Origin of the sequence: Nocardioides taihuensis (assembly GCF_042657275.1) — a bacterium.
Lineage (GTDB): Bacteria > Actinomycetota > Actinomycetes > Propionibacteriales > Nocardioidaceae > Nocardioides > Nocardioides taihuensis.
The window spans coordinates 134,561-154,638 of record NZ_JBHSKD010000009.1 but is presented as its reverse complement, the minus strand read 5'-3'; the positions used below and the strand labels follow the sequence as shown (position 1 = coordinate 154,638).

Annotated in this window: 20 protein-coding genes; 8 read left to right on the top strand and 12 right to left on the bottom strand. The window is 73.8% G+C overall.

Annotated features, from left to right (window positions below; translation table 11 throughout):
- Window positions 1-5: 5 nt before the first annotated feature.
- Genes ACFPGP_RS10255 through ACFPGP_RS10245 form a run of 3 tightly spaced genes read right to left on the bottom strand, consistent with a single transcriptional unit; the run spans window position 6 to window position 4,933 of the window.
- Complete coding sequence (locus tag ACFPGP_RS10255) at window positions 6-857, bottom strand: formate dehydrogenase accessory sulfurtransferase FdhD (protein ID WP_378589789.1); 852 nt, start codon at window positions 855-857, stop codon at window positions 6-8.
- Entirely contained in the window at window positions 854-3,319 is a 2,466-nt protein-coding gene (pepN, locus tag ACFPGP_RS10250; RefSeq protein WP_378589787.1) for an aminopeptidase N, read from the bottom strand. Before pepN ends, ACFPGP_RS10255 begins: the two co-directional genes overlap by 4 nt.
- A 39-nt stretch (window positions 3,320-3,358) precedes the next feature.
- Window positions 3,359-4,933 (bottom strand): gamma-glutamyltransferase, encoded by a 1,575-nt coding sequence (locus tag ACFPGP_RS10245; RefSeq protein ID WP_378589786.1) that lies wholly within the window; start codon window positions 4,931-4,933, stop codon window positions 3,359-3,361.
- A 172-nt stretch (window positions 4,934-5,105) separates the two neighbouring features.
- On the opposite strand from ACFPGP_RS10245, the gene ACFPGP_RS10240 reads away from it, so the two are divergent.
- The 3 genes from ACFPGP_RS10240 to ACFPGP_RS10230 all read left to right on the top strand — a co-directional run bounded on the left by ACFPGP_RS10240 (window position 5,106) and on the right by ACFPGP_RS10230 (window position 8,282).
- Window positions 5,106-6,863: a hypothetical protein gene (locus ACFPGP_RS10240; protein ID WP_378589784.1), complete on the top strand. Its 1,758-nt coding sequence runs from the start codon at window positions 5,106-5,108 to the stop codon at window positions 6,861-6,863.
- A gap of 94 nt (window positions 6,864-6,957) precedes the next feature.
- Window positions 6,958-7,377 carry an OsmC family protein gene (locus tag ACFPGP_RS10235; RefSeq protein ID WP_378589782.1) on the top strand — a complete coding sequence of 140 codons (420 nt, stop codon included), beginning with the start codon at window positions 6,958-6,960 and terminating at the stop codon, window positions 7,375-7,377.
- The gene (locus tag ACFPGP_RS10230) at window positions 7,377-8,282 is read left to right on the top strand and encodes an SDR family NAD(P)-dependent oxidoreductase (protein ID WP_378589780.1); all 906 of its coding nucleotides are present in this window, start codon (window positions 7,377-7,379) and stop codon (window positions 8,280-8,282) included. Before ACFPGP_RS10235 ends, ACFPGP_RS10230 begins: the two co-directional genes overlap by 1 nt.
- A gap of 26 nt (window positions 8,283-8,308) precedes the next feature.
- Here ACFPGP_RS10230 and ACFPGP_RS10225 read toward each other — a convergent pair whose 3' ends face one another.
- The 5 genes from ACFPGP_RS10225 to ACFPGP_RS10205 are packed head-to-tail and all read right to left on the bottom strand — an operon-like array spanning window position 8,309 to window position 12,969.
- On the bottom strand, window positions 8,309-9,037 hold the full coding sequence (locus ACFPGP_RS10225; protein ID WP_378589778.1) for a peptidylprolyl isomerase: 729 nt from the start codon (window positions 9,035-9,037) through the stop codon (window positions 8,309-8,311).
- 56 nt (window positions 9,038-9,093) lie between these two features.
- A complete protein-coding gene (locus tag ACFPGP_RS10220; RefSeq protein WP_378589777.1) occupies window positions 9,094-10,167 on the bottom strand; it encodes an alanine racemase in 1,074 nt (357 codons plus the stop codon).
- 21 nt (window positions 10,168-10,188) lie between these two features.
- Window positions 10,189-10,641 (bottom strand): hypothetical protein, encoded by a 453-nt coding sequence (locus ACFPGP_RS10215; RefSeq protein ID WP_378589772.1) that lies wholly within the window; start codon window positions 10,639-10,641, stop codon window positions 10,189-10,191.
- 7 nt (window positions 10,642-10,648) lie between these two features.
- The gene (locus ACFPGP_RS10210; RefSeq protein WP_378589771.1) at window positions 10,649-10,885 is read right to left on the bottom strand and encodes a hypothetical protein; all 237 of its coding nucleotides are present in this window, start codon (window positions 10,883-10,885) and stop codon (window positions 10,649-10,651) included.
- Window positions 10,882-12,969 carry a PAS domain-containing sensor histidine kinase gene (locus tag ACFPGP_RS10205; protein ID WP_378589769.1) on the bottom strand — a complete coding sequence of 696 codons (2,088 nt, stop codon included), beginning with the start codon at window positions 12,967-12,969 and terminating at the stop codon, window positions 10,882-10,884. Before ACFPGP_RS10205 ends, ACFPGP_RS10210 begins: the two co-directional genes overlap by 4 nt.
- A gap of 157 nt (window positions 12,970-13,126) precedes the next feature.
- On the opposite strand from ACFPGP_RS10205, the gene ACFPGP_RS10200 reads away from it, so the two are divergent.
- The 4 genes from ACFPGP_RS10200 (at window position 13,127) to ACFPGP_RS10185 (ending at window position 15,405) form a co-directional block, all read left to right on the top strand.
- Complete coding sequence (locus tag ACFPGP_RS10200; protein ID WP_378589768.1) at window positions 13,127-13,954, top strand: hypothetical protein; 828 nt, start codon at window positions 13,127-13,129, stop codon at window positions 13,952-13,954.
- A gap of 165 nt (window positions 13,955-14,119) precedes the next feature.
- Window positions 14,120-14,587, top strand: a complete 468-nt coding sequence (locus ACFPGP_RS10195) for an SRPBCC family protein (protein ID WP_378589767.1) — start codon at window positions 14,120-14,122, stop codon at window positions 14,585-14,587.
- Window positions 14,588-14,604: 17 nt separating this feature from the next.
- On the top strand, window positions 14,605-14,931 hold the full coding sequence (locus ACFPGP_RS10190) for an ArsR/SmtB family transcription factor (protein ID WP_378589765.1): 327 nt from the start codon (window positions 14,605-14,607) through the stop codon (window positions 14,929-14,931).
- 27 nt (window positions 14,932-14,958) lie between these two features.
- Complete coding sequence (locus ACFPGP_RS10185; RefSeq protein ID WP_378589763.1) at window positions 14,959-15,405, top strand: SRPBCC family protein; 447 nt, start codon at window positions 14,959-14,961, stop codon at window positions 15,403-15,405.
- Between the two features lie 170 nt (window positions 15,406-15,575).
- Here the strand turns inward: ACFPGP_RS10185 and ACFPGP_RS10180 are convergent, their stop codons facing one another.
- The 4 genes from ACFPGP_RS10180 to ACFPGP_RS10165 are packed head-to-tail and all read right to left on the bottom strand — an operon-like array spanning window position 15,576 to window position 19,590.
- On the bottom strand, window positions 15,576-16,283 hold the full coding sequence (locus tag ACFPGP_RS10180; protein ID WP_378589761.1) for a hypothetical protein: 708 nt from the start codon (window positions 16,281-16,283) through the stop codon (window positions 15,576-15,578).
- Complete coding sequence (locus ACFPGP_RS10175) at window positions 16,280-18,637, bottom strand: ATP-binding cassette domain-containing protein (protein ID WP_378589759.1); 2,358 nt, start codon at window positions 18,635-18,637, stop codon at window positions 16,280-16,282. Before ACFPGP_RS10175 ends, ACFPGP_RS10180 begins: the two co-directional genes overlap by 4 nt.
- 41 nt (window positions 18,638-18,678) lie before the next feature.
- A complete protein-coding gene (locus ACFPGP_RS10170; protein WP_378589757.1) occupies window positions 18,679-19,089 on the bottom strand; it encodes a VOC family protein in 411 nt (136 codons plus the stop codon).
- A 9-nt stretch (window positions 19,090-19,098) separates the two neighbouring features.
- The gene (locus ACFPGP_RS10165) at window positions 19,099-19,590 is read right to left on the bottom strand and encodes a helix-turn-helix transcriptional regulator (protein ID WP_378589755.1); all 492 of its coding nucleotides are present in this window, start codon (window positions 19,588-19,590) and stop codon (window positions 19,099-19,101) included.
- Window positions 19,591-19,844: 254 nt separating this feature from the next.
- On the opposite strand from ACFPGP_RS10165, the gene ACFPGP_RS10160 reads away from it, so the two are divergent.
- Window positions 19,845-20,000 (top strand): hypothetical protein, encoded by a 156-nt coding sequence (locus ACFPGP_RS10160; RefSeq protein ID WP_378589754.1) that lies wholly within the window; start codon window positions 19,845-19,847, stop codon window positions 19,998-20,000.
- Window positions 20,001-20,078: the final 78 nt, after the last annotated feature.

Genomic DNA, 20,078 nt, shown 5'->3' with positions numbered 1-20,078 from the left:
CAGACTCAAGTCGCGTCGCCCCCGGAGGCGTAGCGGACGGTGCGTCCGGGCCCGGTGAAGCCGTAGAGCGCGAGGCCGCTGCGGCGGGCCAGGTCGGCCGACAGGCTGGTCGGCGCGCCCACGGCGACCAGGGCGCCGACCCCGGCGGCCGCCGCCTTCTGCACGAGCTCGAAGCCGGCGCGTCCGCTCACCACCAGGCAGGCGGCCGCGGGGGAGTCGCCAGCGAGCACGCGGGCCCCGGTGACCTTGTCGACGGCGTTGTGCCGCCCCACGTCCTCGCGGACGACGAGCACCTCGCCGTCCGCGGTGAACAGGCCGGCCGCGTGCACGCCGCCGGTGCGGTCGAAGACCGGCTGCCGCTCGCGCAGCGTGTCGGGCAGCCGTCGTACGACGTCCGGCGCGGGCAGCGCGCCGGTCCAGCGCGCCGCAGCCACGACGGCCAGCGCCTCGTCGAGGCTGTCCTTGCCGCAGACCCCGCAGGCCGAGCTGCCGGCCGACTGCGCGGTGTGCCGGTGGCCGGGGTCGCGCGCGGGTGGCTTGTCGAGCGTGACGGTGACGACGTTGAACTCCTGCTCGGGCGTCAGGTCGCGGTCGGTGCAGTAGACGACGGTGTGGAGGTCCTCCGGGGCGGCGAGCCCCTCGTGCACGACCCAGCCGGCGGCGAGCTCGAAGTCGTGCCCGGGGGTGCGCATGGTGACCCACACACGCCGCGCGGGGACGCCCGGCCACGCCAGCCGCACCTCCAGCGGCTCCTCGGTCGCCAGCCGGTCCTCGTGGTGCCGGTCGTCGACGTCGGCGCGCAGCTCGTCGACGCGCACCCGGACCGTCGGCCCGGGACGGCGCGGGCGGGTGCTCACGACCCCCCGAAGGCGCGCTTGACGGCCAGCCGCCGCTCGAGCTCGTCGGCCTGGTCGACCAGCCGGCGCCGGATCGAGCGCTCGAGGCCCTCGTCGCCCGCCAGGGCCCGGGCGCGCTCGACGGTCGCAGGCGTGACCGACGTGAGCGGGAAGAAGTCGCCCGCCGCGTCGGCCAGCACCCAGCCAGACCGGACCTCGACGGTGCCGGGCAGGTCGGCGAAGTAGCGGTCGACGTACGGCGCGAGCACGTCGTCCTGGCCGACCCGCCACATGCCGAGCCCGCAGGCCTCGAGCTCGTAGTTGGGCACGTCGACCTCGCCGGTGAACCGCTGCCACGCCCAGGCCTTGGCCGCCGCGTCGGGCAGCGAGGCGCGGGCGCGGGCGTGCTCGACGCTCGAGCGCGCGTTGGGGTCGGCGGCGAGGGCGGCGTCGAGCTCCGCCTCGTCGGTCTCGCCGAGCACGGCGAGCTGCACGAGGACCCGCCACCGCAGGTCGACGTCGAGCTCGATCCCGTCGGGGAGGTCACGGCCCTCGAGCCACGACCGCAGCAGGGCAGCGTCGGTGCAGGAGCTGACGGCGCCCTGGTAGGCGGCGAGCTGGAGCGTGCTGCCCGGCTCGCAGCCCTCCAACTTGGCCACGGTGGCCCGGTGCACGCGGTGGAGCGAGCCGACCGGGTCGACGCTGAGCGCGGCGACCTTGCCGGTCAGCCAGGGGAGCGTGAAGAAGAGCGCGTCGTCGGAGTCCTCCACCGGCAGCGCCGCCTCGAGCACGTCGAGCACGGCCTCCGGGGCGATCGCGGCGTTGTGGAAGGCGCTGCGGACGTTGTTCCACACCCCCGCGCGCAGCAGGGTGTCGTGGGTGTCGGGCAGCAGGCGGGGGAGCAGCCGCACGGTCTCCTCGTCGGGCTGGACCAGCGCCCAGGAGTCCTCGTAGGGGTCGAGCACCACCGCGGTGCCCGCGTCCACGGCGTACGGAGTCTCGGGGCCGCTGACGGTCAGCCGGTCCACCGTCCAGCCGTCGCCACCCGGCCGCGCCGAGGCGACCCGGATGGCGTGCGAGCGGTCGGCGGGGTGGTCGGCCGGCGGGGTGCGCCGCACGACGCCTGCCCCGCGGTCGAGCACGACCGCGTCGGGCCCGGCGGTGCGCAACCAGCTGCTCGTGAACGACGACAGGTCGCCCGCGCCGGCCTGCTCCCAGCTCGCGAACAGGTCGTGCATGGTGGCGTTGCCGAAGCGGTGCCGCGTGAAGTGGTCGATGGCGCCGGCGAAGAAGACCTCGTCGCCGAGCGTCGCGTTGAGCTGCTTGAGGACGCTCGACCCCTTGGCGTAGGAGATGCCGTCGAAGTCCTGCAGCGCGCTGCTGGCGTCGGCGGCGCCGTTGCCGGCGACCGGGTGGGTGCTGGGGCGCTGGTCGGCGATCAGCCCCCACTGCCGGCGGGCGTAGGCGTTGTGGGTCCAGGCGTCGCCGAACTCGGTGACGTCGGCGGTGACCCGGTTGCCCATGTACTCGGCGAACGACTCGTTGAGCCACAGGTCGTCCCACCACCGCGGGGTCACGATGTTGCCGAACCACTGGTGCGCCATCTCGTGGGCCACCGTCGTCGCGCGCTGGATCCGCACGCCGCGGGTCACCTTGCTCGAGAAGACCAGCGGGTCGCGGAACGTGACGCAGCCGGGGTTCTCCATCGCGCCCGCGTTGAACTCCGGCACGAACGCCTGGTGGTAGTTCCCGAACGGGTAGCGGATGCCGAACAGCCGGTGGAACTCGTCGAAGCACTGCCGCGTCATCGTGAACAGCTCGTCGGCGTCGGCGTCGAGGTCCCCGGCGATGCTCCGGCGCGCCGAGAGCCCGAGCGGGATGCCGTCGTGCTCGTCGCGGACCACGTGGTAGGGCCCGGCGACCAGGGTGACGAAGTAGGTCGAGAGCGGCGGCGTCTCGTCGAGCTCCCAGACCCCCGGCTCGACCTGGCGCCCGGGGGCGTTGCCGATCACCACCCAGTCGCGCGGCGCGCGGACGTGGAGGGTGTACGGCGCCTTGAGGTCGGGCTGGTCGAAGCAGGCGAAGATGCTGGGCGCGGCGTCCATGAAGCTCATGCCGTAGACGTAGTGCTCCCCGTCGGCCGGGTCGACGCTGCGGTGCAGGCCCTCCCCGTCGTTGCGGAACGCCATCGTCGCGTCGACGACCAGCACGTGCCGCCCGGGCGTCGTCGAGAGCGGCAGCCGCCCGCGGTCGAGGGTGTCGGCGTCGAGGACCCGGTCGTCGAGCCGGACCTCGTGCACCTGGCGCGGCTTGAGGTCGAGGAAGGTGTCGCCGCCGCGCGACTCGAAGGTGATCGTGGTGACCGAGCGGAAGGTCTGGTCGTCCGAGGCGAGGTCGAGGTCCACGTCGTACCGCTCGACCGTGAGGAGGTCGTGGCGGGCGATGGCCTCGGTCTGCTGCAGGCTCCGGGAGGGATTCGTCACGCGCCAACACTAGGACCACGAAGGCGACGGCGGGGAGGGTCACCCGCTGACGCCGACCGCCGCCTCGCGCCGGGCGTCGCCGGCGGCCTGCAGCGAGCCGTCGGCGCGGCGGAGCGCGGCACCGACGCCGCCGAAGTACATGTGGGGCTCCGGGTACTCGTGGCCGGGCAGCCCGCTCGCGACGACAGCCGCCGCGAGGTCGGGGTCGCGCTCGTGCTCGACGAGGTAGGTCGCCGCCGCGTCGCCGGCGTGCCCGACGTCGGCCGGCACCCGGCGCACGTGCAGCCGTGGCCGGTCGATCGCCTGCTGGAGGTCGGCGCCGTGGAGGCAGCCCTGGCCGAGCACCAGCATCAGCGCGGTGGTGATCCGGTCGGCGCCGGGGGAGCCGACGGCCAGCGCCCGGCCGTCGGTGGCGCGTGCGGTGGTGGGCGCCATGTTGGAGGCCAGCCGCGTGCCGGGCGGGAGCGCGTGCAGGCCGTGCCGGTTGAGCTCGACCTCGCCGAGGCAGTTGTTGAGCAGGATGCCGGTGTCCGGGATGCACAGCCCGGCGCCGTACCCGCTGCTCATGGTGAGCGCGCAGGCGTTGCCGTCGTCGTCGACCGCGGAGACGTGTGCCGTCGAGGGGGACCCCGTCAGGGCCGCCAGCCCGCGGGCGTCGACGGCGTCGAGCAGCGCCTGGCCGTCGGCCTCGAGGTCGTGGGAGAGGTCGTGCACGTCGGCGCGGTAGGCGAGCACGACCCGCTGCACCTCGAGCGCGTCGCCCCACGTCCAGTTCCCGCGGCGGGCCAGCTCGCCGAGCATGACCGCCAGCAGCGGTCCGCCGACCGCGGGCGGCGGGTTGCTGGCCACCTCCCAGTCGCCGACGTGGGTACGGTGCGCGGGGCGCACGACGGCCCGGTACGCCGCGAGGTCGTCCCCGGTGACCAGGCCGCCGCCGGCCGCCATCTGGGCCGCGAGCGCGCGGCCGACGGCCCCGGTCGTGAACAGCGACGGCCCCTCGCGGCCGAGCTGGTCGAGCACGTCGGCCAGCGCCGGGTTGCGCACGACCTCGCCCCCGGCGGCCAGGCGGCCGTCGGGGTGGGTGATCAGCGCGTGGGTCTCGGGGTCCCCGGCCATCAGGGAGTCGGCGACGATGGCCAGGAAGCGCGCGGCCGCTCCACTCATCGGGTAGCCGTCGCGGGCGGCGTGCACGGCCGGGGCCACCAGACGCTCCCACGGCAACCGGGCCCACCGCTCGTGGGCCTCGCCGAGCGCAGGGACGATGCCGGGCGTGGCCACCGAGCCGTGGCCGGCGTGCATGATCACCCCGCCGCCGTACGACGTGGCGACCTCGCGCACCCCGTGCCCGAACCGCTCCGCGGGAAGCCCCCGACCCGGCATCTCCACGTTCCCGTCGACCACCTCGGGCGCGCCGCCCGCCGGCCAGACGGAGACGAAGCAGCCGCCGCCGAGGCTGACCATCCCCGGCTCGGTGGCCAGGGCGACGAAGCCGGCGGCGAGCGCCGCGTCGACGGCGTTGCCGCCCTCCGCCGCCACCGCGAGCCCGGCCTCGAGCGCCTGCCTGCCGGTGGCCGCGACAGCCACCCGACCCGTGGGGACGGCTCCTGAAGACACGATCTGAGGTCCTTTGGCCGTGTTGGTCTCGCGTGGACGTGATCGACACTAGTGTGCGGCTGCCCCGGGCAGCCGATGTGACCAAGGCAACCATCTGGTCCCCGTCGACGTCCTAGGAGCAGCAACGGGGGCGTGTACACGGTGTCACGCCCGTCTCGGAGAGGGAGTGACCATGTACAACAACGCCCGACGGCGGGGCCGCATCGCGGCCGCGCTCGTCGCCTCAGCGGCGCTCGTCGGCACCGCCGCGACCGTCACCGCACCACCCGCGGTGTCCGCCGCACCCGCGGAGGACTGCATCCCCGCAGCCCCCGTCTCCGGGATCGCCAAGGGCGACCTCGTCAACGGCCTCACCGTCTCCTCGGGGGTCGACCCCGCCCCGTTCAGCGGCGAGATCCTGGGCGTCATCAAGGACGGCATCGCACCCGGCCTCGACATGGTGATGGCCGACCTCGACTCGCCCGCCATCCAGGACGCCGGCGGCATCTGGGCCGGCATGTCCGGATCGCCGGTGTACGACGAGAACGGTGACCTGATCGGCGCCGTCGCCTACGGCCTCTCGTGGGGGCCGTCGTCCGTCGCCGGCATCACGCCGTTCGAGAAGATGGACGACTACCTGCCGGCCAGCGGGTTCGCCCGCAAGGTCGAGCTCAGCGCCGCGCAGGCCAAGACCGTCGCGGCTGCCGCCGGCACCAGTGCCGACAAGGCCATGACGTTCAAGCAGCTGCGCATCCCGCGCAGCATGGTCGGCCTCTCCCAGCAGCGGATCGCCTCGCTGAAGCACGGCGCCGCCTACACGAAGTTCCAGGAGAACAAGTACCTGGTGAAGAAGCTGTCGAGCTCCGGCGGCGGCATCGCAGCGGCCGACTCGGCCCCGGAGGACATCATCGCCGGTGGCAACCTGGCCGCGACGGCGTCGTTCGGCGACATCACCTTCGGCGGCGTCGGCACCGCGACCAGCGTCTGCAACAACGGCGTCGTCGCCTTCGGCCACCCGTTCGACTTCCTGGGCGACACCACGCTGACCCTCCACCCCGCCGACGCGCTCTACATCCAGCCCGAGTCGCTGGGCTCGCCGTTCAAGGTGGCCAACCTCGGCGACCCGGCCGGCACCATCGACGGTGACCACCTCGCCGGCATCAGCGGCTCCTTCGGCGCGCTGCCCGACTACGCGACGGTCAGCTCGCACGTGTCCTACCAGGGCCGTGAGCGCACGGGCAGCAGCGAGGTCTCGATCCCCGACGCGAACGCGTCGGTGACCTTCTACGAGCAGCTGGCGAACCACGACAGCGTGCTCGACGCGATCGTCGAGGGCTCCTCGGACGTCTCGTGGACCGTGACGGGTGACAACAACGGCACGCCGTTCGAGATCTCCTCGTCCGACGTCTACACCTCCACCTACGACATCGCCTACGAGTCCGTGTGGGAGCTGGCCGACCTGGTCTGGGTCCTCAGCGACTTCCCCGGCGTGACCATCGAGGACGTGACCGCCGACTCGGCCGTCAACGACAACCTCGACACGCTGCGGGTCGTGGGGCTCCAGCAGAAGGTCGGCGGCGAGCTCGTCGACATCAACCGCCGCCACCCGGCCGTGGTGCAGAACGGCGGCACGCTCAGGGTCGTCGCGATGCTGAAGGACTCGGTGACGGGCGACCTCAGCTCCACGCCGCTGTCCTTCGCCGTCCCGGAGAAGGCCCGCCGCCACGGCTACCTCTACGTCGAGGGCGGCGACTGGGACTACACCCCGGTCTGGCGCGCGGACAACCTCGACCAGCTGCAGAAGGTGCTCGCCAAGTCCGTGGCGAACGACGAGGTCGTCGGCACGCTGAGCACCTACAGCCGTCGCAGCTCGACGCACACCCGGGCGACCTCGGAGCCGACCGGCCTGGTCGTCCAGGGCCGCGCCCGGGCGGAGGTGAAGATCAAGTGACACCCCCCGGTGCCCGGCACCGGTGATCAGCAGGACCCGACGGCCCGGGAGCACCCGCTCCCGGGCCGTCGGGCTGTCTGGCAGTCTTCGGACCATGGGCGACGACAGGCGCAGCATCGAGCTCGAGCGGCTCCCGGGCGGCGGCTTCCGCGCCACCAACGTGCGGGGAGGGACGCTGACCCTCGGGACCGGCGACCGTGACGAGTTCTCCCCGGTCGAGCTGCTGCTGGTCGCGATCGCGGGCTGCAGCGCGGTGACGGTGGACGCGATCACCGCGCGCCACGCGGTGCCGACCCGCTTCGAGATGGAGATGAGCGGCCGCAAGGTCCGCGACGACCAGGGCCAGCGGCTCGTCGACCTGCTGCTCGAGCTCGTCGCCGAGTTCCCCGAGGGGGAGGACGGCGACCGGGCGCGCGAGCGGCTGCCGCAGGCCATCCGCCGGACCCACGAGCAGGTCTGCACCGTGAGCCGCACCGTCCAGCTCGGGACCCCGATCGAGTTCGTCGAGGCCTGATGGTCGCCGCGACCCCGGAGCCGCCGGCCTGGGCGCGCCTGCCGCGGCAGGACGGCCGCGTCGTCGTGGTGACCGGGGCGTCGGGCGGCCTGGGACTGGCCACGGCGGAGCTGCTGGTCGCGCTCGGTGCGCACGTCGTCCTGGCCGTCCGCGACCCGGCCCGCGGCCAGGCGGCGGTGCGGGGCTTCCGGCCGGGGCTGCGCGGCACCACGGAGGTCCGCAGGCTCGACGTCGCCGACCTCTCGTCCGTGCGCGCGTTCGCTGCCGCCACCGGGGCGGTGGACGTGCTCGTCGCCAACGCCGGGGTGATGGCGGTGCCGTTCGCGCGGTCGGTCGACGGCCACGAGCTGCAGCTGGCGACCAACCACCTCGGTCACTTCGCCCTGGCCCTCCTCCTGCTGCCCCGGCTCGGCGACCGCGTGGTCGTGGTGTCGTCGTCCGCGCACCGGCGGGCACGGCTCGACCTCGACGACCTGGACTGGCAGCGGCGCGGCTACCGCCCCACGGCGGCCTACGCGACGTCCAAGCTGGCCAACCTGCTCTTCCTCGCCGAGCTCCAGCGCCGGCTCACGGTCGCGGGCTCGCGGCTGCGGGCGACGGGCGCCCACCCCGGCTCGACGGCCACGGGCATCACCGGACACACCGGCAGCGGCGTGCTGACCCGGGTCGGCGCGCTCGGGCACCGTCTGACCGGCATGCCGCCGTGGCGCGGGGCGCTGACCACGGTGCACGCCGCCGTCCTCGACCTGCCGGGCAACACCTACCTCGGACCCTCCGGGCGGCTGCTCGGCATGCACGGCTGGCCGGTGCCGGTCGGCCGCAGCGCGGCCGCCGGCGACCCCGACCTGGCCAAGGCCCTGTGGGCGTGCTCCGAGGAGCTGACCGGCGTGACCTGGCCGCTCTGACGCGACCGGCCCGGGTGTCCGTCGGGTCAGCCGACCGTGACCGACTGGATCTCGACCTTCTCCTTCGGCGGGCCGTCGGGGCCGCCCGACTGCGTCCCCTGCTTCGCGACCTCCTGGACGGTCTTCAGCGAGGCGGGGTCGACCTTGCCGAACACGGCGTACGACGGCGGCAGCTCGGTGTCGTCGTAGACGATGAAGAACTGCGACCCGTTGGTGTCGGGCCCGGCGTTGGCCATGGCGAGGGTGCCGGCCGGGTACTTCTCGGAGCCGCTCAGCTCGTCGGGGAAGGAGTAGCCCGGGCCTCCCATGCCGGTGCCGGTCGGGTCTCCGCACTGCAGCACGTAGATGCCCTGGGTGGTGAGCCGGTGGCACGACGTGTCGTCGAAGTAGCCCTGCTCGGCCAGGGAGACGAACGAACCGACCGTGCACGGGGTGCTGTCGGCGTCGAGGTCGGCGGTGATGTCCCCGACGCTGGTGGACATGGTGACGGTGACGTCACCCGAGACCGTGGCCTGCGCGGGCGGGGGCGAGACCTCCTTGGCGGCCCCGGCGGGGTCGTTCGGGTAGCTGCAGCTGGCGCCGCCGGAGCCCTGGCTCGACGCGGACGAGGCCGCGGAGCCCCCGTCGGTGGACGCCTCGGTGGCGACCCCGGAGTCTCCGTCGCCGGAGCATCCGGCGAGCAGTCCGAGGCCGAGCAGGAGCGCGGTGGTCGTCACGGCGCGCGAGAGGGCGCGGTAGTGGGGGCGGGTCGACATGCGCCACAGGGTAGGGGCCGTTCCTGAGCACCTCCTTGCAGGGTCTCAGGCTGCGTTCAGCCCCCGGGCCCGCGTGCCAGCACCGGCCAGGGCTCGAGCTCGCCGTCGCCGTGGTCGGCCCACACCCGGTCGACGAGGTTGACCGCCGCGCAGACGTGGTTGGGCACGACGTCGACCCGCGACCCCGGTGGCGGCAGGTCGTCCGCGCCCCAGTCGAGGACGGCATGGTGCTCCGAGAGCAGCACCACCCGGGCGTCGGGCCGGCCGGCGACGCGGCCCCAGCCGGTCGTCCACGGCGGCCGGTCGGCGCCGAGCGCCTTGCTGCCGGCGTCGAGGACGACGCGGCCACCGGCCAGGCTGACCACCGTGCCGCGGCAGGTGAGGGCGACGTCGTCGGGCCGGTGGGCGTCGAGCTCCCACTGCTGGGCGTCGCCGAAGACGTAGACACCCGGCCGCAGCTCGGTCAGCGGGCCGGGGTCGGCCAGGGAGTCGGCGAGGGAGGGCGTCGACCCGCCGCTGACCACCCCGGACTCGATGCCGGCCGCGGCCAACGACCTCGCCGCCGTGGCCAGGGCCGTGGCCTCGTCGCGGGCGGGGGCGGGGCCGAGCCCGGGGCCGTAGGAGTGACCCGGGAAGGTGAAGACACCGCGGACGCCCAGGCCGCACCCCACCGCTGCGGCGGCGAGGGCGCCGGCGGCCTCGGGGGTCACCCCGGTGCGGTGGTGACCGCTGTCGACCTCGACCAGCACGTCGACGTCGCTGCCGCAGTGCCGGGCCAGGGCCGCCGCACCCTCGACGGAGTCGGCGCCGACGACCACCCGCGCGCGGTCGAGCAGCGCGCGCAGCCGCGCACCCGTGGTGGCATCCGTCCAGAGCGGGTAGGCGACGAACACGTCGTCGACGCCGGCGGCCACGAACGCCTCGGCCTCGGCGACCGTGGCCACGGTGATGCCGGTGGCCCCGGCCGCCAGCTGCATCCGGGCGACCTCGGCGCTCTTGTGGGTCTTCGCGTGCGGCCGGAGCGCGACGCCGGCCGCACGCGCCTGCTCCGCGACGCGTCGTACGTTGCGCTGCAGGCGGGCGACGTCGACCCGGTGGTACGGCGTGGCGGGCTCGGGGGTGGCGGGCACGCCCACACCGTACGACCGGCGTCAGACGTCCGGGGGCGTCGCCTCGTGACCGGGCACGCCGCGGGTGCGGCGGTCCTCCTTCATCTCGGCCTCGTAGAGGTGCCGCCGGCCGTCGACCAGGCGTTCGCGGGCCTCGGCCTCGAGGCGCCGGAAGGTCGCGTAGTAGCCGTCGTCGTACTCCTCGACGACCTGGAAGGTCCAGCGGCCCTGCAGCACGTTGCGTCCCACGAGCTCGCGGTCGACGAGGTCGGCCAGCTCGGTGTGGCCGGCCTCGCGCAGCTGGTCGACGGCCTTGCCCAGGGTGAGGTCGGCGGTGCCGCTGAGCCGGTGGAAGGTGTAGAGGTGGCCGCGCGCCACCTCGATGGCCTCGAGGGCCTCGGAGAAGGACCCGAGGGCCTCCACGGTGGCGTCGTCGACACCCGCGGGGCGGCGGTGGTCGGGATCGGGCCGGTCGTCGGTGGGCCGGTCGCTCATCGGCACCTCAGCCCAGGGCCTCGGCCACGCTGACGCGTCCGTGCTCGTCCTGGATGGCGTCGGCGAGCCGCGCCACCTCGTCGTCGGAGACGGTCAGCCCGGCCTCGGCGATGCCGGCGCGGAGCTCGGCGGCGACAGTGCCCTCGGGGGCGCCGCCCTGCCAGGCGCCGACGCGGTCCACCACGGCCTGGAGGGTGGTGAGGCGGTCGTCGTGGCTCTGCTGGTCGTCGGTGGTGTCGCTCATGCCGGGGAGGTACCCGCGGACGGTGTGCGCACGCCGGGGGGCTGGGTCACGTCGGGCTCCTGCTCGAGGAGCGGGAGGTCGAGGCGCAGCTCGGTCGCGTCGCCCTCGCCGGTAAGGACGTCGACGGCGCCACCGTGCGACTCGACGACGGCCCTCACGATGCCCAGGCCGACGCGACTGCCGTCAGCGCCGCGCTCCAGCGGCCCGGCACCGGAGAAGAAGTGCTCGAACGCCAGGGCCGCCTGGTCGGGGGAGAGGCTCAGGCCGTGCCCGACCACCGAGACGCTGGCGCGTCGACCGTCGTGACGGGTGATCACCCGGACCTGCCCGTCCGCGGGCGACCACGCCACGACGGCCGACACCAATCTGTCCAGCGCCCGCCCGAGCGCGGCCGCGTCCGCGAGCACGGGGCAGGGGAGGACGTCGACCACGAGGCGGACGCGGGCCGTGTCGGCCGCGTCCTGGTGGTGACGCGCGGCCTCGTGAGCGAGGCTCCCCAGGTCGAGCGGTTCGAGGTCGGTCCGGGTCATGCCGGCGTTGAGCTCGGCGACCTCGAAGAGCTCCTCGATCAGGTCGGTGACCTGCGTCGCCCGGGTCTCGATCACGCGCAGCGCCCGCTCCTGGTCGGGAGTGAGGTCGGGAGACCTCAGCAGGTGTCGCGCGTACCCCAGCACCGAGGTGAGCGGCGTGCGGAGCTCGTGGCCCGCCACGGAGATGAACTCGTCGCGCATCCGGGCCACGTCCTGCAGCTCCTCGACCTTCTCGCGCTCGAGGGTGAGCAGCGCCTCGCGCTGGTCGGCCAGCGCCCGGCGCTCGGAGACGTCGGTGGTGAGACCGTCGAAGAACAGCCGGTCGCCCTCACGCCGGGGCACGCCGCGCGCCCACACCCAGCGGGTCACCCCGTCCAGGCCGATCAGGCGCAGCTCCACCTCCGCCGCCTCGCCCCGCACCACGCTGGCCTCGAAGCGTTCACGCGCCTCCCGGTCGTCGGGGTGCACGAAGTCCGCGAGCGCCGCGACGGGGTCGGTGCCGGACGGCAGCTCGCCGCCGACGAGCAGACGGGCGTTCGCCGTCGCGTACTGCACGGCCACGCGCCCGCCGGGGAGCACCTCGACGGTCCAGAACAGGTCGTGCACCTGGCCGATCGCACGCTCGAACCGGGCCTGCTCCTCCTCGAGGCTGCGGCTCAGCGACTCGGCGCGGGCCCAGGCCTCGTCGCGGCCCTCCACCAGGCCGTCGTTGAGTCGCTGCAGGTCGTCGCGCGCCGCCCCGGTAGCCCGGCTCTCCTCGTCGAGCCGCTTGCCGAAGCGGTAGGTCGCGGCGAGGACCAGCGCGGCGAAGCCGGACAGCACCAGGGCGATGCCCGAGCGCTCGTCGACCAGGTCCGCCTCGACCAGCGAGATCCGGAGCCAGCCGAGCGCGGGCAGGACGAGCAGCGTGAAGACGGCGTAGCGGCGCATCAGCTGGGCGCCGGGCCCCGGGTCGGTGACCGTCCAGGGCACCACGCCGCCCGGGACCAGGCACAGGTGGGCCAGGGCGAGGGCGGTGAGCAGGGCCGCGGACGGCACCGCGGTCTGCGACCACGTCGGCACGTCGTACGACTGGCCCGCCGCGAGCAGGTGACCGAGGAGCGCCACGGCGCCGACGAGCAGGGCCGGGACCGCCGCCACCTCGGCCGCGCGCCACCGCCGTACGCCGAGCAGCAGCTGCGACGCGGCGAGGGACAGCAGCCCGACGCCCGTGGTGACGGCCATCCGCCCGGGCGGCAGGGGACCGCCGCTGGTGTCGGTCACCAGCAGCTCGTCGATGCCGAGGTCGAGGTCGAGGAGGTACTGCGCCAGCGTCAGCACGACCAGCACCACCACGGCCCCGGCCAGCGTGGCGCGGACGGCGCGCCGGTGGACCATCAGGCCGGCCGCGAGCGCGATCAGCGCGAGGGCCGTGTTGAGCTTGGCGGCCGTACCGGCGGAGGAGCCCGTGGTGAGCAGGACGTTGCCGGCGGCCCAGCCGGCCACGACCAGCCCCGCCCCCAGCGCGGTCAGGCCCGCGAGCGTCGCGGACAGACGGGGCAACGTGGCTCCCACGCGCTCAGGATAGGGAGCCCGGGCCCCGCCGGGCGACGGATCCGCCCGGTCTGCACCGCATCTGCACACCCGGTCCAGCCGGTCCGCGTCCGGACGGGTCGCGGCGCATTCCGGCGAGCGTCCACGGAGGGCGGCCAGGGTCGCCTAGGCTTCCGGCGTGAGGTCCTTCGTCGTGCGCGCAGCCGCGCTCGCCCTGCTCGTGGGCGGGTCCCTGGCAGGAGCACCGACGGCGACCGCGCGCACCGAGGTCGACCTCTCGTGGGACGCTCCCGGCTACGAGGTGTGGCGGCACAGCGGGCGCCTCGACGACCTCGCCGGCCTGCCGAAGGCGCCCCGCACCTACCTGCGGACCCGGCTCGACGAGATCTGGACCGCCGCGGGCAGCCGCACGGCGTGCGAGCACTCCGCGACGGTGGTCGTCCGGCGCTACGCGGCCCGGGGGTACATCCTGGTCTCGCGCGAGGGGATGACGGCGCACGGGGGCGACCCGGCGCGCTGCACGCGCACCAGCCACCGCGCGATCTACGCCGACTGGTCCGGCGCCTGGCGGCGGATCCTGGTCACGGGCGTGGGGGAGGACTTCGCCTGCGGCGAGCTCGCCGCGCACGACGTGCCCGGGACGATCGGAGGCGCCACCTGCCTCGACGGCCGCCTGAAGACCGCCCCCTACGACCCGCCGCTGCTGCACACCCGGCCCAGGGCCGTGGTCCGGCGCCTCACCGCGGAGGTGAACGCCGCGCGCTGGGACGACGCCCTGAACTGGGCCGGTCCCGACGCCATCGCGTCGTTGCAGACCTGGCAGGAGCAGGGCTACGTCTACGGCGGCATCTTCGAGGGCTGCGACAAGCTCGTCGAGGGCTCCTTCTACAAGTGCTCGGTCCGGGTGCGCGACGCCGACGGCAACCGCGTCGGCAGCGCCTTCCTCACCGTCCGCCCGCCCGACGACCTCCGCGTCACCCACGCCGCCGTCGCCATCCTCGGCTGACCGCCGTCGGTCGGCCGGTCAATTGCGGTTGGTGACCAAACGACGGTTCCCACCGCCCTTTCCGTGCGGTTGGTGACCAATCCGCACGAAGATGCGCAACCACCAGTTGCGCAACACCCCGACAAGCCGCTACGGTATCTGCAACCAAACGTTGCAGGAGGAATCGTGGACCAGGAGCTCGGGACGATCGAGCGGGAGATCTTCGTCGAGGCCGCGCCGGAGGTGGTGTTCGAGGTCGTGAGCGACCCCGAGCACGTCCGGGAGTGGTGGCCCGACGAGGCGAGGTACGACGTGGCGCCGGGCGCGACGGGGGAGATCGTCTTCGGTGACCCGGGTGCCGGGGGAGGGGTGGCCTCGTTCACCGTGGTCGAGGTCGAGCGACCGCGCACCTTCTCGTTCCGGTGGACGCACCCGGCCGGCGAGGAGGCGCGTCGCGGCAACTCGCTGCTCGTCACCTTCGAGCTGGTACCGACCGACGGTGGCACGTTGCTGCGGATGACCGAGACGGGTTTCCGCGAGATGGGCTGGGAGGCGGCGGTGCTCGAGCAGCAGTACCGCGAGCACGGCGCCGGGTGGGACCACTTCCTGCCGCGGATCGCGCCGTACGTCGCCCGGCTGGCCACGCGGTCGTGACCGTCCCGGCGCGCCCCGTGGACGACGACCTCTGGTCGGCGGTGGGCGACCCCACGCGCCGCCGGATGCTCGACCTCCTGCTCGCGGACGGCACCGGCACGGCCACGTCGCTGAGCGAGCACCTGCCCGTCACGCGCCAGGCGGTGGCCAAGCACCTGACGGTGCTCGACCGCGTCGGCCTGGTGCACGCGTCGACCGAGGGACGCGAGAAGCGCTACCGCGTCGACGGGGCCCAGCTCGAGCGGGCCGTCGCCCAGCTCGACGACGTGGGGCGCGCGTGGGACGCCCGCCTGCAGCGGATCAAACGCATCGCCGAGAGCATCCAGCGTTCCGGCGACGACTGACGAGACAACACGGAGAGGGGAACGACGATGGTGGACATCCTGCACCGGGTCGGGGTCGAGGACGCCTCGCCCCGCGAGGTGTACGACGCGCTGACGACGACCGAGGGACTCGCGCGGTGGTGGACCGACGACACGCAGGGGAGTGGCGAGCCCGGGGGAGTCCTGGAGTTCCGCTTCCCGCCGGTCGGCGGCTTCGACATGGAGGTCGTCGACACGCGTGCCGACGAGCGGGTCTCGTGGCGAGTCGTGGACGGCCCCGAGGAGTGGGTCGGCACGACGATCGACTGGGACCTGCGCCAGGACGGCGACTGGACGATCGTGAACTTCGCCCATCGGGGTTGGCGCGAGCCGGTCGAGTTCATGCACCACTGCAGCACCAAGTGGGCGACGTTCCTGCTCAGCCTGAAGTCGCTGGTGGAGACCGGGACGGGCAGCCCCGCGCCGCGCGACACCCGGATCAGCGACTGGCACTGACGTCGAGAGGGGCCGCCGGGGGCGGGGGGAACGCACCCCGTTCCCGGTCCGGCTCCACAAGACCTGACATAATGTCAGTTATCGGCGGTATCGCCGGGCGCGGAGCGAGGGGCGGGAACAGGTTCTACCGCGCCCCGCTCCGGCACGACACCGGCGTCATTCCCGGGACCTCACGCGACCGTGCCGGTCAGGTAGTCGCAGTGGCGTCGGAACCCCGCCCGACGCAGGACGTCCAGGAGCCCGGGTCCTCCGGCCGGCTGGTTGACGACGACCGCCGAGCAGCCCAGACCCGGTGCCTCCCCCAGCGCCGCGCTCACGGCCCGGCCGTCGCCCACCGGGCCCGGCAGGAACAGCACCGGTCCCGGCGGGGCGTACACGGGAGGTGCTGCCACGGTGCGCGCCGCGGCCCCCGGCAACGCGACCCGCACGCCGGGCCCGCCACCGCCCGGACCGTCGAGCTCGCGCAGCCACCACGACTCGGACACCGCCAGGCCGACGCCGCGGGCGAAGGCGGCGCGTCCCGTCTCGTAGGTCGGACACACGAAGCGCACCGACGATCCGCGGCACTCGCCTGAGAACGCCTCCCACAGAAGCGCGCCCTCGTCGTCCCACCGGTCGTCCGGCGCGGCCGCGTCGTCGACCAGCCAGCCGTCACCGAGCCGCGCCGCGACCAGCACGGCGTCGTCGGTACGCCACCCGAGCGCGCCTCCGTCACCGAGCAGGTGCGTCAGGTGCTCCCGGTGCCGGGCCGCCGCGTCGGGGGCCGGCCGCCAGAAGACCGGCGCGTGCGGCACCAGTGCGGCGCGTCGACGGCCCAGCGCCGCCACGACCCAGTCCAGGTCGTCGTCGACCAGGGGTCGCGCTGTCGACGTCGTCACCGGGCGACGTACGCCGCGAGGTGCTCACCGGTCAGCGTCGAGCGGGCCCCGACGAGCTCGGCGGGCGGACCCTCGAAGACCACCCGGCCGCCGTCGTGCCCGGCGCCCGGGCCGAGGTCGATGATCCAGTCGGCGTGGGCCATCACGGCCTGGTGGTGCTCGATCACCATGACCGACTTCCCCGCGTCGACCAGCCGGTCGAGCAGCGCCAGCAGCTGCGCGACGTCGGCGAGGTGCAGCCCGGTGGTCGGCTCGTCGAGGACGTAGACGTCGCCCTTCTCCCCCATCTGCGCGGCCAGCTTGAGGCGCTGCCGCTCGCCGCCCGAGAGCGTGGTGAGGGGCTGGCCCAGACTGACATAACCGAGTCCGACGTCGGCCAGCCGCTCCAGGACCTTCAGCGCGGCCGGCGTGCGCGCCTCGCCGTCGGCGAAGAACTCCGCCGCCTCGCTCACCGGCATCGCGAGCACCTCGGCGATGTTGCGGCCGCCGAGGGTGTACCCGAGCACCGCGGCCTGGAAGCGCCGGCCCTCGCACTCCTCGCAGGGCGACTCGACCGTCGCCATCACGCCGAGCTCGGTGAAGATGACGCCGGCACCCTTGCAGGCCGGGCAGGCGCCCTCGGAGTTGGAGCTGAAGAGCGCCGGCTTCACGCCGTTCGCCTTGGCGAAGGCCTTGCGGACCGGCTCGAGCAGCCCCGTGTACGTCGCCGGGTTGCTGCGCCGCGAGCCGCGGATGGCGCCCTGGTCGATCACGACCACCCCGTCGCGGCCGGCCACCGACCCGGTGACCAGCGAGCTCTTGCCCGATCCCGCGACCCCGGTGAGCACGCAGAGGACGCCCAGCGGCAGGTCCACGTCGACGTCCTGCAGGTTGTTCAGGGACGCGCCGCGCACCTCGAGCGCCCCGGACGGCGTACGGACCTCGTCCTTGAGCCGCGCCCGGTCGTCGAGGTGGCGACCGGTCACGGTGTCGCTGCCCCGCAGGGCCTCGACGGTGCCCTCGAAGCAGATCGTGCCGCCCGCGGTGCCGGCACCCGGCCCGAGGTCGACGACGTGGTCGGCGATCGCGATCGTCTCCGGCTTGTGCTCGACGACCAGGACGGTGTTGCCCTTGTCGCGCAGCTGCAGCAGCAGGTTGTTCATCCGCTGGATGTCGTGCGGGTGCAGACCGATCGTCGGCTCGTCGAAGACGTAGGTGACGTCGGTCAGCGACGAGCCGAGGTGCCGGATCATCTTGGTGCGCTGCGCCTCGCCGCCCGAGAGGGTGCCGGCGGGGCGGTCGAGCGAGAGGTAGCCCAGGCCGATCTCGTCGAAGGAGTCGAGCAGGTGCCGGAGACCGGCGACCAGCGGCGCCACGCCCGGTTCGTCGAGCTCGCGCATCCACACCGCGAGGTCGCTGATCTGCATCCGGCACAGCTCGGCGATGTTCTTGCCGGCGATCCTCGACGACAGCGCCTCCTGCGTCAGCCGGGTGCCCTCGCAGTCGGGGCACGTCGTGAACGTGATCGCCCGCTCCACGAACCGCCGCACGTGGGGCTGGAGGGAGTCGACGTCCTTGGAGAGGATCGACTTCTGGATCTTCGGGACCAGGCCCTCGTAGGTGAGGTTGACCCCCTCGACCTTGATCTTGGTCGGCGGGGCGTACAGGAGCTTGTCGAGCTCCTTCGCCGAGTACCGGGCGATCGGCTTGTCCATCGGCAGCCCGGCGCCGCTGAAGATCCGGCCGTACCAGCCGTCCATGCTGTAGCCGGGCACGGTCAGCGCACCCTCCTGCAGCGACTTCGAGTCGTCGTACAGGGCGGTCAGGTCGAAGTCGCTGACGTTGCCCATGCCCTCGCACCGGGGGCACATGCCGCCCTGGTAGACGGCGTTGCGCACGACCGCCTTCTCCTCCCGCCCGCCCTTCTCGGTCTTCATCACCCCGCTGGCCGTGCGGGTGGGGACGTTGAAGGCGAACGCCGTGGGCGGCCCGATGTGCGGCGTGCCCACCCGGCTGAAGAGGATCCGCAGCATCGCGTTCGCGTCGGTGGCGGTGCCGACGGTCGAGCGCGGGTTGGCGCCCATCCGCTCCTGGTCGACGATGATCGCGGTGGTCAGCCCCTCGAGCACGTCGACCTCCGGGCGGGCCAGCGAGGGCATGAAGCCCTGCACGAACGCGCTGTAGGTCTCGTTGATCAGGCGCTGCGACTCGGCCGCGATCGTGCTGAAGACCAGCGAGCTCTTGCCCGACCCGGAGATCCCCGTGAACGCCGTGAGCCGGCGCTTGGGGATCTCGACGCTGACGTCCTTGAGGTTGTTGACCCGCGCGCCCTGCACGCGGATCAGGTCGTGGCCGTCGGCGGGCGCCGTGCTCATGGTCCTCCCGGGTCTGGCGGCCGCCGTCGCGGCGGTGGTTGTCAGCGGATCTGCTGGATGCGGACCATGTTGCCCGCAGGGTCGCGGACGGCGCAGTCGCGCACGCCGTACGGCTGCTCGGTCGGCTCCTGCACGATGTCGACGTCGCCGGCCTGGATCTTCTCGAAGGCACCGTCGAGGTCGTGCGTGGCGAGCAGGATGCTGCCGTACGTGCCCTTGGCCATCATCTCGGCGATCACCCGCCGCTCGTTGTCGGTGATGCCCGGGTCGACGCCCGGCGGGTGCAGCACGATCGAGGTGCCCGGCTGTCCGGGAGGCCCGACCGTCAGCCAGCGCAGACCGCCCTGGCCGACGTCGAGGCGGAGCTCGAAGCCGAGCACGTCGCGGTAGAACGCAAGTGCGGCCTCGGGGTCGTCGTGCGGCAGGAAGCTGGAGTGGATGGTGATGTCCATGGGCCCAACCTAGGGCCGCGCCGCGGCGGGTGCTTCTCGATTCCTGACCGGCCGGCTGACCTTCTTCCACTCGCACGACGGCACCTCCGCGACGACACCGCCGGCCGCCTCCGCCGCCGCGCGAGCCTCGCGCCGGTAGCGGCTCGGCGGCATCCCGACCAGCTCGGTGAAGCGGGTGCTGAAGGTGCCCAGGGAGGAGCAGCCGACCTCGAAGCACACCTCGGTCACGCTGAGGTCGCCGCGCCGCAGCAGCGCCATCGCCCGCTCGATGCGGCGGGTCATCAGGTAGGAGTACGGCGACTCGCCGTAGGCGCGCTTGAACTCACGGCTCAGGTGGCCGGCCGACATGCCCACCCCGCGCGCGAGCGCCTCGACGTCGAGCGGCTCGGCGTAGTCGCGGTCCATCCGGTCGCGCACCCGTCGCAGCAGCCGCAGGTCGCGCAGCCGCTGGGGGTCGACCGGTGGCGCCGGCACTGCCTCCACTCCCCCGTCCGGACCCATGGCCCGAGCCTAGTGTCCCGGGCCGACAGCCGCCCGATGGGCCGTTCGCCGGGTGTTCCGGCCCGCGCGGGCTATGCCGACGTGGTCACCGGTGGTCATCTTCCCCGGTTTCGCTCGACGCTCCCCCAGCAATTGCTCCACGCTTGAGGTGATCTTGACGATGCAGCGAACACCAAGGGACGTCCGGATCACCGGCCGGGGGGCCAGCAAGGAAGCCCAGCGTCGTGGGTTGGGTGGTAGAGGGAGGCGCAGCCATGTGGGACACCGTCGCGGAGACGCACCGGCACGGAGCGGACGAGCACCTGTCGCACGACATGCCGTGCCAGCGGTGCGGGCACGCGCTGCACACCTTCCTGGCCTGCGGTGAGGGCTGCGACTGCGGGGCCCGACTGCTGCCCGGCGCCGCCTGACGCTCCACCGACGACGCACCACCGACGACACACCACCGGCCGTCGTGGCCACACCACCGACCACTGGGCGGGCTCCTG

Coding starts and splice junctions, on each gene's coding strand:
- ACFPGP_RS10240 (WP_378589784.1), top strand. CDS start 5,106: ATGTACAACAACGCCCGACGGCGGGGCCGCATCGCGGCCGCGCTCGTC.
- ACFPGP_RS10235 (WP_378589782.1), top strand. CDS start 6,958: ATGGGCGACGACAGGCGCAGCATCGAGCTCGAGCGGCTCCCGGGCGGC.
- ACFPGP_RS10230 (WP_378589780.1), top strand. CDS start 7,377: ATGGTCGCCGCGACCCCGGAGCCGCCGGCCTGGGCGCGCCTGCCGCGG.
- ACFPGP_RS10225 (WP_378589778.1), bottom strand. CDS start 9,037: ATGTCGACCCGCCCCCACTACCGCGCCCTCTCGCGCGCCGTGACGACC.
- ACFPGP_RS10215 (WP_378589772.1), bottom strand. CDS start 10,641: ATGAGCGACCGGCCCACCGACGACCGGCCCGATCCCGACCACCGCCGC.
- ACFPGP_RS10210 (WP_378589771.1), bottom strand. CDS start 10,885: ATGAGCGACACCACCGACGACCAGCAGAGCCACGACGACCGCCTCACC.
- ACFPGP_RS10185 (WP_378589763.1), top strand. CDS start 14,959: ATGGTGGACATCCTGCACCGGGTCGGGGTCGAGGACGCCTCGCCCCGC.
- ACFPGP_RS10175 (WP_378589759.1), bottom strand. CDS start 18,637: ATGAGCACGGCGCCCGCCGACGGCCACGACCTGATCCGCGTGCAGGGC.
- ACFPGP_RS10170 (WP_378589757.1), bottom strand. CDS start 19,089: ATGGACATCACCATCCACTCCAGCTTCCTGCCGCACGACGACCCCGAG.
- ACFPGP_RS10165 (WP_378589755.1), bottom strand. CDS start 19,590: ATGGGTCCGGACGGGGGAGTGGAGGCAGTGCCGGCGCCACCGGTCGAC.
- ACFPGP_RS10160 (WP_378589754.1), top strand. CDS start 19,845: ATGTGGGACACCGTCGCGGAGACGCACCGGCACGGAGCGGACGAGCAC.